General features: G+C 72.6%; 9 protein-coding genes. 6 read left to right on the forward strand and 3 right to left on the reverse strand.

What is annotated here, in order from left to right; genetic code table 11:
• From ME121_RS31525 to ME121_RS31540, 4 genes are all read left to right on the forward strand, one after another.
• Nucleotides 1-714: O-antigen ligase family protein (locus ME121_RS31525; protein WP_491892931.1), on the forward strand; the 714-nt coding region annotated here is incomplete at its 5' end.
• A complete protein-coding gene (gene gor, locus ME121_RS31530; RefSeq protein WP_059410239.1) occupies nucleotides 711-2,093 on the forward strand; it encodes a glutathione-disulfide reductase in 1,383 nt (460 codons plus the stop codon). The genes ME121_RS31525 and gor, both read left to right, overlap by 4 nt.
• 55 nt (nucleotides 2,094-2,148) lie before the next feature.
• Nucleotides 2,149-2,466: an RNA polymerase sigma factor region1.1 domain-containing protein gene (locus ME121_RS31535; RefSeq protein ID WP_012319648.1), complete on the forward strand. Its 318-nt coding sequence runs from the start codon at nucleotides 2,149-2,151 to the stop codon at nucleotides 2,464-2,466.
• Nucleotides 2,467-2,593: 127 nt separating this feature from the next.
• Nucleotides 2,594-3,976 (forward strand): class II 3-deoxy-7-phosphoheptulonate synthase, encoded by a 1,383-nt coding sequence (locus tag ME121_RS31540; RefSeq protein ID WP_012319647.1) that lies wholly within the window; start codon nucleotides 2,594-2,596, stop codon nucleotides 3,974-3,976.
• An 86-nt stretch (nucleotides 3,977-4,062) separates the two neighbouring features.
• Here ME121_RS31540 and ME121_RS31545 read toward each other — a convergent pair whose 3' ends face one another.
• From ME121_RS31545 to ME121_RS31555, 3 genes are all read right to left on the reverse strand, one after another.
• Nucleotides 4,063-6,945: an EAL domain-containing protein gene (locus tag ME121_RS31545; protein WP_059410240.1), complete on the reverse strand. Its 2,883-nt coding sequence runs from the start codon at nucleotides 6,943-6,945 to the stop codon at nucleotides 4,063-4,065.
• Between the two features lie 357 nt (nucleotides 6,946-7,302).
• On the reverse strand, nucleotides 7,303-8,577 hold the full coding sequence (locus ME121_RS31550) for an efflux RND transporter periplasmic adaptor subunit (protein ID WP_058606785.1): 1,275 nt from the start codon (nucleotides 8,575-8,577) through the stop codon (nucleotides 7,303-7,305).
• Between the two features lie 101 nt (nucleotides 8,578-8,678).
• Nucleotides 8,679-9,380: a sulfate transporter family protein gene (locus ME121_RS31555; protein ID WP_059410241.1), complete on the reverse strand. Its 702-nt coding sequence runs from the start codon at nucleotides 9,378-9,380 to the stop codon at nucleotides 8,679-8,681.
• A 230-nt stretch (nucleotides 9,381-9,610) separates the two neighbouring features.
• On the opposite strand from ME121_RS31555, the gene ME121_RS31560 reads away from it, so the two are divergent.
• Complete coding sequence (locus ME121_RS31560; protein WP_245337857.1) at nucleotides 9,611-10,870, forward strand: flavin monoamine oxidase family protein; 1,260 nt, start codon at nucleotides 9,611-9,613, stop codon at nucleotides 10,868-10,870.
• Nucleotides 10,871-10,957: 87 nt separating this feature from the next.
• On the forward strand, nucleotides 10,958-11,416 hold a 459-nt coding region (locus ME121_RS31565), incomplete at its 3' end, for a cyclic nucleotide-binding domain-containing protein (protein ID WP_059410242.1).

The raw sequence follows: 11,416 nt of genomic DNA on the forward strand, positions 1-11,416 counted from the left end.
GCCCTCGTGCTCTGGAAGGGCCGCGCCCGCGGGCTCGCCGCCGCGACGCTCGCCTTCGCGGGCCTCGGCGTGCTCCGCTCGATCAGCGGCGCCGCCCAGCTCGGCCTCCTGGCGGGTGCCGCGACGGCCACCCTGGCGCGGCTCCTGCCCCCGCGGGTCGGCCTGGGACTCGCCGGCCTCGGTCTCGGTCTCGCCGTGGCGCTCGCTCCGGTCGAGGGCGACCTCCTCGCCCGCGCCATGCCGGAAGCCGCCCACGAGCGCCTCGTCCAGTCCTCGTCCCGGGCCCGGGTCGCGATCGCGCGCAGCTTCGGGGCCGCGGTGGCGGCCGATCCCTGGCGCGGCGCGGGCGTCGGCACGAGCGCACGCTTCGCCGAGACGCCGGTCGCCCGAACGGTGCCGCCGGAGATGCGCGTCCTCCTCGGGGTCGGGCACCCGCACAACAGCTTCCTGCAGGTCTGGGCCGAGCTCGGCCTGCCCGGCGCGATCCTCGCGGCCCTGACGCTGCTGCTGCTGCTCGCGCGGATCGCGCCGCTGCCGCGGCCGGACCGCGCCGCGGCCCTCGGCCTCCTGGCCTGCGCGGTGGCGATCGCCTTCGTCGAGCACAACGGCTGGGCGGCGTGGTGGACGGCGGGGCTCGGCGCTGCCATCACCTGGATGCGCGCGGCCTCTCCGGCCGGCGCGCGCGAGAGATCCGAGCGGGACGGTCCGGCATGAGCGCGTTCGACGTCGACCTCTTCGTCATCGGCGGCGGGTCCGGTGGTGTCCGCGCGGCGCGGATCGCGGCCGGGTACGGCGCGCGGGTGATGCTGGCCGAGGAGTACCGGGTGGGCGGCACCTGCGTGATCCGCGGCTGCGTGCCGAAGAAGCTGATGGTCTATGCCGGCCGCTTCGCCGACGAGTTCGAGGACGCCGCGGGCTTCGGCTGGACCGTGGAGAAGCCCCGCTTCGACTGGGGCACCCTCAAGACGCGGCGCGACGCGGAGGTGACCCGGCTCGAGGGCATCTACGACGCCAACCTGATCCGCGCCGGCGTCGAGATCGTGCCCGAGCGGGCGGTGATCGAGGATCCCCACACGGTCCGCCTCGTGGCGTCCGGCCGCACGGTCCGCGCCGAGCGGATCCTGGTGGCGGTCGGCGCGCATCCCGTGAAGGAGCCGGCGGTGCCGGGGATCGACCTGGCGATCACCTCGAACGAGGTGTTCGAGCTGGAGAGCCTGCCGGAGCGGATCCTGGTGATCGGCGGCGGCTACATCGCGGTGGAATTCGCCGGCGTCTTCGCGGCGCTCGGCAGCCGCACGACGCTGCTGCACCGGGGCGACAGGCTGCTGCGCGGGTTCGACGACGAGATCCGCGACGCCCTGGCCGAGGCCTACGGCCAGCGGATGGACCTGCGGCTCGGTCGCACGCTGCGGCGCGTCGAGCGCCGGGACGGCGGGCTGTGCGCGCAGCTCGACGACGGCAGCGACATCCTGGTGGATCAGGTGCTCGTCGCGACGGGCCGGCGGCCGAACGTCGAGGGCCTCGGCCTCGACCGCGTCGGCATCGCGACCGACGCCGCCGGCGCGATCCCGGTCGACGCCTTCTCGCAGACCCGAGTTCCCTCGATCTACGCGGTGGGCGACGTGACCAACCGCGCCAACCTCACGCCGGTGGCGATCCGCGAGGGCCACGCCTTCGCCGACACGGTCTACGGCGGCAAGCCCGCCTGCGTCGATCATCGCCTGATCCCGACCGCGGTGTTCTCGACCCCCGAGATCGGCGTCGTCGGCCACAACGAGGCGGCCGCCCGCGAGATCTACGGCAAGATCGACGTCTACAAGGCGCGCTTCCGCCCGATGAAGGCGACCCTGTCCGGCCGCGAGGAGCGGATCCTCATGAAGGTGCTGGTCGACTGCGCCAGCGACCGGGTGGTGGGCGTCCACATCTTCGGCCACGACGCCGGAGAAGTCATCCAGACGGTGGGGATCGCCGTGACCATGGGCGCCACGAAGGCGGATTTCGACCGGACCATCGCGGTCCATCCGACCGCCGCCGAGGAGCTCGTGACCATGCGGGTCCCGGAAGTCACCAAGCACCCGGTCGGCGTCGGCTGAGACCTCCGCGCGGCCGGGGCCTCGACGCGGTGCGCGACCGAGCCATATCAGGGGCATGGGCAAGCAGGGCACCGGCAAGGGACGACGCGAGGACGACGCGCACGCGCGGCGGCAGGCGGTCATCGACGGCCTGCTGGAGGACGCCCTGCGGCCGGCCTTCCACCGGCCGCCGAGCCACGAGGCGCTCTCGCCGGACATCCGGCAGGCGATCGACCGCCTCCTCGCCAAGGCGGAGGCGCAGCGCAGCCGCAACCTGACCTACGACGACCTGGAGGAGGCCTTGCCGCCCCGGGACGTCTCGGCCGAGGACCTGGAGGCGATCTTCTGGATCCTGGCCGAGCACGGGATCGAAGTCGAGGACGGTGAGGCCTGACGCGAGACCCGACTCCGGGACGCGCCTGCCCCCCTCTCGCGGCACTCGCATGTCCGCGGGAACCTCTCTATAAGCCGCGCTTCGCGCGTAGGGCGCGATCGCACGAAGGGGTGCGCGGAGAGAGGTCATGGGCGAGCGTTGGACACCGAAGAGCTGGAGGCATCTGCCGATCGAGCAGGTCCCGGCCTATCCGGACGCCGCCGCCCTGGGTGCCGTCGAGTCGCAGATCGCGAGCTTTCCGCCGCTCGTTTTCGCCGGTGAGGCCCGCAAGCTGAAGGCCGCGCTCGCGCGCGTCGCCGCGGGCCAGGCCTTCCTGCTCCAGGGCGGCGACTGCGCGGAGAGCTTCGACGAGCACTCCGCCGACAACATCCGCGACTTCTTCCGGGTGTTCCTGCAGATGGCGATGGTGCTGACCTTCGCGGGCGGCTCGCCGGTGGTGAAGGTCGGGCGCATCGCCGGGCAGTTCGCCAAGCCGCGCTCGTCGCCCACCGAGACTCTCGACGGCGTGAGCCTGCCGAGCTACCGCGGCGACATCGTCAACGGCATCGGCTTCTCGGAGGAGGCGCGGGTCCCGGATCCCCGCCGGCAGCTCGAGGCCTACCGCCAGTCGGCCGCGACGCTGAACCTGCTGCGCGCCTTCGCCACCGGCGGTTACGCGAACCTCGAGAACGCGCATCGCTGGATGCTGGGGTTCGTGAAGGATTCGCCGCAATCCTCGCGCTACCAGGACGTGGCCGGCCGCATGACCGACGCCCTCGACTTCATGCGGGCGATCGGCATCAACCCGGAGACGCATCCGGAAGTGCGGACCACCGACTTCTACACCAGCCACGAGGCCCTGCTGCTCGGCTACGAGGAGGCGCTGACCCGCGTCGATTCGACGACCGGCGACTGGTACGCCACCTCCGGCCACATGCTGTGGATCGGCGACCGGACCCGGCAGCCGGACCACGCCCACGTCGAGTACGCCCGCGGCATCAAGAACCCGATCGGCCTGAAGTGCGGCCCATCCATGAAGGCGGAGGGCCTGATCCGGCTCATCGACCTGCTCAACCCGGAGAACGAGCCGGGGCGCCTCAGCCTGATCTGCCGCTTCGGCGCCGACAAGGTCGGCGACCACCTGCCGGCACTGATCCGGGCGGTCGAGCGGGAAGGCCGCTCGGTCGTGTGGATCTGCGATCCGATGCACGGCAACACGATCCCGGCCGGCCGCTACAAGACCCGGCCGTTCGAGCGGGTCATGCAGGAGATCGAGGGCTTCTTCGGCGTCCACCGGGCCGAGGGTACCTTCGCGGGCGGCATCCACCTGGAGATGACCGGCAAGGACGTGACCGAGTGCACGGGTGGCGCCCGGGCCCTGACCGCCGACGACCTGCAGGACCGCTACCACACCTACTGCGACCCGCGCCTCAACGCGGAGCAGGCGCTGGAGGTGGCGTTCCGCACGGCCGAGCTGGTGAAGGCCGAGCGCAGCCACGTGGAGCGCCCGCGCCTCGACGCCGCCGAGTAGGGCGGATCACCGGACCGCGCGTCCGGCCGGCCATCGGCGCGCGCTGCCCTTAGCGGGGCGGCGCGCGCCGCCGGACGCCGCGACGTTCAGGCGATCGCCCGGAGCGCGCCGTTCCAGCGGCGGATGACCGAGGCGACCTCCGACACGGGGACGGGGCGGCTGAACAGGTAGCCCTGGACCTCGTCGCAGCCCTCGGCGCGCAGGTGCGCGAGCTGCGCCTCCGTCTCGACGCCCTCGGCGGTCGTCGTCATGCCGAGGCTGGCGCCGAGGCCGATCACCGCCCGCACGATGAAGTCGGTCCCGTCCTTCACGCACAGGTCGCGCACGAAGGACTGGTCGATCTTGATCTTGTCGAAGGGGAACGAGCGCAGGTAGCTGAGCGACGAGTAGCCGGTCCCGAAATCGTCCATCGCCACGCGCACGCCCAGCGCGCGGAGGCTGTGGAGGATCGCCGTCGTGGCGCCGGGATTGGCCACCAGCACCGTCTCGGTGATCTCCAGCTCCAGGCGCCGGCCCGGCAGGCCGGTGCGCCGCAGCGCCTCGCGCACGGCGGTGACGAGGCTCGCCGAGGTGAACTGCACCGCCGAGACGTTGACCGCGACCTTGAGCTCGTCCGGCCAGCGGGCGGCCTCCTCGCAGGCGCGGCGCAGCACCCACTCGCCGAGCGGCACGATCAGCCCGAGCTCCTCGGCGATCGGGATGAACTCGGCCGGCGAGACGAAGCCGCGGACCGGGTGGTTCCAGCGCAGCAGCGCCTCGAAGCCGCAGATCCGGTCCGTCTCGAGGCTGTAGATCGGCTGGTAGTAGACCTCGAACGCCTCCCGGGCGAGGGCGTCGCGCAGGTCGCGCTCCATGATTCGCCGCGCCATGAGGCGGGCATCCATCGCCGGCTCGAAGAAGCGGAAGGCGCCGCGCGCCTCGGTCTTGCCCCGATCGAGGGCGACCTCGGCGTTCTTCAGGAGCTTGTCCGCGTTCGACCCGTCGCTGGGGGCGAGGGTGATGCCGATGGTGAGCCCGACGCTGATCGTGTGGTGCGTGAGGCTGTAGGGCGCGCCGACGACCTCGATGATGCGCCGGGCGAGGATGGCGGCGTCCTCGGGCCGGTCGACGCCGCGCTGGACCACGATGAACTCGTCGGCCCCCAGGCGGGCGACGCAGTCGATCTCGCGCACACAGGCGGTGAGCCGGTTGGCGACCGCGACGAGCAGCTCGTCGCCGATGCCGTGGCCGAGGGTCTCGTTGACCGGCCGGAAGTCGTCGAGGTCGATGGCGAAGACCGCGAAGCCCTGGTCGCGCCCGGCCTGGGCCACGGCCACGTCGATCTGCTGACCCACCGCCACCCGGTTGGGCAGCCCGGTCAGCATGTCGTGATGCGCCATGAAGGCGATGCGGGCCTCGGCCCGGCGGCGCTCGGTGACGTCCTCGTAGGTGGCCACGAAACCGCCATCGGCGGCCTCGCGACGGTCGATGGCGACGATGCGACCGTTGCTCAGTTCCTGGAAATGCGTCTGCCACGCGCCGTTGCTGAAGGCGTCCCGCTGCTGCCGCAGCAGGGCCTCGAGATCGCAGCCGGGGTGGTTGCCGGCCGCGAGGCTGGCGCTCAGGACCTCGAGCGCGGTCATGCCGGGCACGACCGCGCCGGGCGGCAGGCCGTAGATCTCGCTGTAGCGCCGGTTGACCACCATCAGCCGGCTCTGCCCGTCGTAGAGGCAGAGCCCCTGGGACATGGTGTCGAGGGCCGCGTCGAGGCGCAGGTTGGTCTGGGTGAGGCGGCGCTCCTGCTCCTTGAGGACGCTGATGTCGCTGCACACCGCGATGAAGCCGCCCTGCCGGGTGGCGCTGCGGCTCACCCGCAGCCAGCGGCCGTCGGCCAATCGGATGTCTCCGTCCCGGGCCAGGGCCCTGAAGCAATCGTCCAGCACCTCCCGGTGCTGGTCCCGCGGCTCGTCCGCAATCCGCGTCAGGGACAGACCGGCCTCGATGGCGGCAGCGAGCCCAACGAAGAAGCGGAGGGCCTGCGCGTTCGCCAGGGCGATCCGGCCGTCGGCATCGACCACCACCACGCCTTCCCGCGACGTCTGCAGCGCGTCCGTCACGAGCGCCTCGGCGACCCGGCGCTGGCTGACCTCGCGCAGCGTCAGCGCCCGGATGGTCGACCGCATCGCCGCGACGGCATCCAGCAGCCTGCTCAGTCCGTCGCGACCGCCGGTGGGGATCCGATCGTCGAGCTGACCGCCCGCGATCCGTTCGGCCGCCTCGGCCGCCGCGCTCACCGATCCGCTGATGCGGCGGGTGAGCAGCCAGGCGATCAGCCCGCAGGCAAGGATCACGAGGGCGACCGCGGCGGCGTGCCATCGGATCGCGCCCACCACCCGCTGCCGCGCCGCCTGCCTGAAGGTGAAGCCGTCGCCGGCCATGACGTTGATCAGGAGATCGATCTGGCCCTCGACGGCGTCGGCCTGCCGTTCGAGGGCTGCCGCCTGATCCGGCCGCACCGTCACGGGGTCGAGCTCGCGGCGCAGGCTCTCCCAGGAAGCCACGCCGGCCTGGACCGCCTGGGCCGTCCGCGCAGCCCGCTCGGACTGGGCACGCTCGGCCGCGATGACGAGATCCTCGGCCAGAACCGCCGAGAGATCGGTGATCTCCGAATCCCGCTTCGCCACCTCGGCACCGTCGCGGGCCTGCATCCGCCGGATGAGGGTCGTGCGCATCTTGGCGAAGTCGGCCGCCGCCGCGCGGGCGAAGCTGATCGACGTCAGGGACTCGTCGTAGGTCCGCGTGGCGAGCCCGCCCACCTGCAAGATCGCCAAGCCGGTCGAGAGCGCGAGCGCGCCCAGGAGGAGGGCGACACAGAGGAATGCGACGCCGACCGCGGCGCGGATCGTCGTGACGCGGCCCGTCAGCGTCGCGGCCGCGCGAGAACGCCCTGCTCGGTCTCCGCAATCCGTCGGCGTCTCGGGGTCTCGCATCGCACCGGTCGCTGGGTCACACGTCCGGCCAGCGATAAATGACACCTGTTAAGAGGCAATTAGCCGGCGGCCTCGCGATCTCAGATCAGTCGCGCACGCCTGGCGCACAGCAATCGGCAGATTCCGCCCAGTCGACCGCGCGATCGCGGAGATCTGCGGCACCGCGTTTCTGCCGCTGGGCGGATCCTGTCGGCCGAGCTCAAGTTTTCATCTTGATTGGCGCGCAGTTCAGCAGCGGATTCGGACGGGCCGCTTGCCGTGATGCCCATGTCGCCGCCTCGACACCGGCGTATCGAACGGTATCCGCCGCGCCGGAGGCCGTATCCGCGGACGCGCACGCGCGGATCAGTCCGGCGTTCACCGCTGAGCCGAGCGGAGCGGCCCGGGCGCGGGCGACGGTTTCAGGGGTTCGACGGACTGGCCGTCGCGCAGGTCCGGGGCGGGGCTGTAGATGATCCGGGTCTCGGCGGGCAGCCCAGATTCCAGCTCCAGCGTGCGCCCGAGATCGCGCCGCACGCGGATCGTCCGCCACGTCACCCGGTCGTCGTCGGTTAGGGTAGCGACCCTGAGGTCGTTGCCGCTGAACACCGTCGCCTCGGCGGGGATCGTCACGCCGGGCTCGGCCCGCGGGATCTTGAGGGTGACGTAGGCGTAGAGCCCGGCCCGCAGCGCCCGATCGGCGTTGGGGACATCCACCTGGGTGGTCAGCGTGCGCGACGCCGCGTTCAGCGCGACGGAGCTGCGCTCCACGAAGCCGTCGAAGCGCCGCCCCGGCATCTGCGGCACGGTGATCTCGGCCCGGACACCGGGCTCGACGCCGACGGCGTCCTTCTGCGGCACGTTGACGGTGATGCGCAGCAGGCTGTCCTGATCCATGCTCAGGAGCGGCGTGCCGCCGTTGTCGGCGCGCACGAGATCGCCGACATCGACGTTGCGCACCGTCACGACGCCGTCGAACGGCGCCACGACCCGCTCGAAGGCGGTGAGTGCCTTCAGGCGGTCGACCACGGCCTCCTGCGCCTTGATGTTGGCGGTCGCGACCTTCACGCCGGCCTCGGCGGCGGCGAGCGCCGCGGCCTGGCTGAGCACGCCCGCCTGGGTGTTGTCGGCATTCTGCCGCGAGGCCCAGCCCTGGACGGCCAGCGTGCTCGTGCGGTTGTTGGTGAGGTTGGCGAGGTTGACGTTGGCGCGGGCCTGCTCGACCTGCGCCCGCGCCTGGAGCAGCTGCGCCTTCAGCTGGCCGACCTGCGCCTCGGCCTGGGCGAGCTGCTGGTCGAGATCCGGGGCGGCGATGCGCAGGAGGAGATCGCCCGCCTTCACCCGCGACCCGATATCGACCCGGCGTTCGGCGACGTAGCCGGTCGCGCGCGCGGCGATCGCCGCCGTTGTGAAGGCCTGCATCTCGCCCGGAAGTACGAGATCGAGGGGGCCCTCGGCGCGCTCGACCGCCACGGTGCGCACCTGGGGCACGAGGGTCTTGATCCGCTCCAGAGTCGCGGTCGCCGCCGCGTCGCGCTGCCAGTGGCCGTAGGCACCCCAGGCGAGCAGGCCGAGTCCGGCGAGGCCGACCAGCAGGAACGGGGCCTTGCCGGGCGGCGGAGGGACGTCCGCGCCCGCGTCGTGCGCCTTCATCGATCGGCTCTCCGCCCCAGACATCCGGCCGGGTCACGGTGAAGGTAGCGGTCGGCGGCCCGGACGGCCAGCGTGTGGATTGGCCGCATCGGCGCGCCGGCCTAGCGCCCCGGACCGGCCACCAGCAGGCGCCGGCTGAGGCGCTTGTGCAGGTGGACCATCAGGGCGATCCCGAAGAGGGGCGTCAGCAGGTTGAGGATCGGAACGATCATCAGGCCGGCCAGCAGGCACCCGGCGCCGAGCGTCCGGATCGAGAAGGCGCGGCGCATCTCGGCGGCCTCCGGGAGGGGGCGGAACCGGGCCGCCGCCATCTCGAAATACTCGCGGGACAGCAGGTAGGCGTTGGCCGCGAAGAAGGCGGCGATCCCGATCACCGGGATGAAGAAGAAGACCAGGGCCGCGAGGTTCACCAGCAGCGTCACGCCGGCGAAGCGCAGGGCGTAGAGCATGGCCGTTCCGAACGGCATGGCGCGTCCGGGCGGCTCGTTCGGGAAATCGGTGCGCTCGACGATCTCGGCCGCGTCGTCCAGGAAGAAGCCCGCCACCAGGATCGAGACCGCCGGCATCAGGTAGGCGAGGGCCACGACGAGACCGAAACCCGCCAGGTAGTAGGCGAGGCTGTCGAGGATCGGGTACTGGGCGGAGATGTGGTGGCTCGCCTGGAACGCCTGGATCAGCCGGGTCAGGCCGAGCCAGATCAGGAGCAGGAGCCCGACCGTCAGGCCGAGGGATTTCCACAGGATCGCGCGCAGCGGCGGCGAGAAGGTCTGGCGCAAAGCCGCCGCGGCGGACTCGACGAGCATCGGGCGAGGATTCCGGCCTGCGCCGGAAGCGGCGCCGGCGCGTTGTGGAGCGGTGCGGCGACCGGTGCAAGATCGGGATCCGTCGCGGGGGCGTCAGGGTGCGGGGAGCGCGCGTGCAGGACACGACAGGACAGGTCTCGGCGCCCCGGGCGTCCGATCGCCGGTGGGTCGACCCGGTCGTCCAGCCGGCCTACAGGCCGCGCCTCGCGCCGCTGCCCGAGCACCCGGAGGTGCTGGTGATCGGCGCCGGCGCCGCCGGCATCGGGGCGGCCCGGACTCTCGCGGCCCGGGGTGTGTCCGTCGCGGTGCTGGAGGCGCGGGACCGCGTCGGCGGTCGCGCCCTGACGGTTTCCCTACGCGGCCACGCCCTCGATCTCGGCGCCCACTGGCTCCATGCCGGACCGATCAATCCCCTCGTGGCGCTCGGCCGCGCGCGCGGCGAGAGGCTCCGGCGGGCCGCGCAGGAGAGCCACGTCTGGGTCGGGGGCCGGCCCGGCCGCGCCGACGATGTCCGGGCCAACGGGCGCGCCTTCGACCGCGCGGACCGCGCCATGACCCGCGGCGCCGCGCGGCCCGGCCCGGACCGGCCGGCCTCCAGCGCCCTGCCGCCCGGGCTCGGCGCCTGGGGCGAGCGGGTCGCGCAGGTGCACGGTCTCGTCTCGGGCCGGCCGCTGGCGGAGGTCTCGCTCCACGATTTCCCCAGCCTGGAATACGGCGACAACTACTTCCTGGCCGACGGTTACGGCAGCTACATCGCCCGCTTGGCGGACGGCCTGCCGGTGGCGCTCGCGACCCCGGTGACGCGGATCGACTGGTCGGGTGGCCGCGTCCGCGCGACCGGCGCGGACGGGACCGTGTACGCCGCCCGCGCGGTCATCGTGACGGTGCCGATGATGGTGCTCCGGGACGGGCCGGCCTTCACGCCGCCGCTGCCGAACGCGGTCCGCGCCGCCATCGACGGCTTCACCACCGGCATCTACGAGCACGCTGTGCTGCACTGGCCGTCGAGCCCGTTCCGCGGCCGCGACCGGCTGGCGGCGATCCACGGCGGACGGCGCGCCCCGCCGGGGCTCCTCACCCGCATCGACGACACGCCGTTCCACTATTACGAGCTCGACCTGCACGAGGCCGCGGCGATCGATGCCGCCGGGTCCGGCGCGGACGGCGTGCGCCGCCACGTCCGCGCGGTCCTGACCGAGCATTTCGGCCGGGCGCGGCTGCGCGACCTGACGATCCCGGCGATGAGCGCGTGGCGCCACGACCGATGGTCGCGCGGCTCGTGGGCCGTGGTCCCGCCGGGCCACGCACCGGCGCGAAAGGCCCTCCGCGCCTCCGTCGCCGACACGGTCTGGTTCGCCGGCGAGGCCCTGTCCCGCGAGCAGTGGGGCACGGTCGGCGGCGCCTACGAGGAGGGCGTCCGGGCCGCCGAGGCCGTGTCCGCCATCGTACCGGACGGCGCCGGGGAGCGTATCCGGGCGGGCACAGGCTGAGATGAGCAGGCCCCGGAAGCGGCCGGGGCGCTTGCCGCAGCCGGACAAGACGGGCATCCCCCGGCCGAAACGCGACAGGGGGCGGCGATGGATTGGGTCGAGGGCATCGGCTATCTCGGGACGGCGCTGACCATCTCGGCGACGGCCATGAGCACGATGATTCCGCTGCGGATCATCTCGCTCTGCGCGAGCTGCGCCGTGATCACCTACGGCATCATGATCGGCAGCATGCCGGTGGTGCTCACCGAGCTGATCCAGATGCCGTTCAACGCCTACCGGCTCTGGCAGATGCTGCGCCTCGTCCGCGACGTGGAGACGGCCGCCGACAACGACCTGTCCCTCGAGTGGCTGCGGCCCTTCGGCTCGAGACGCCCGTTCGGCATCGGCGAGGTGGTGTTCCGCAAGGGGGATCTCGCCACCGAGATGTACTACATCGAGAGCGGCGTATTCCGGATCCCGGAGGTCGATCTCGAGGTGCGCCAGGGCGGTATCGTGGGCGAGCTCGGGCTCCTGTCGCCGGGCAACGCCCGCACCGCCTCGCTGGTC

This window comes from Methylobacterium sp. ME121 (assembly GCF_000974725.1).
GTDB lineage: Bacteria > Pseudomonadota > Alphaproteobacteria > Rhizobiales > Beijerinckiaceae > Methylobacterium > Methylobacterium radiotolerans.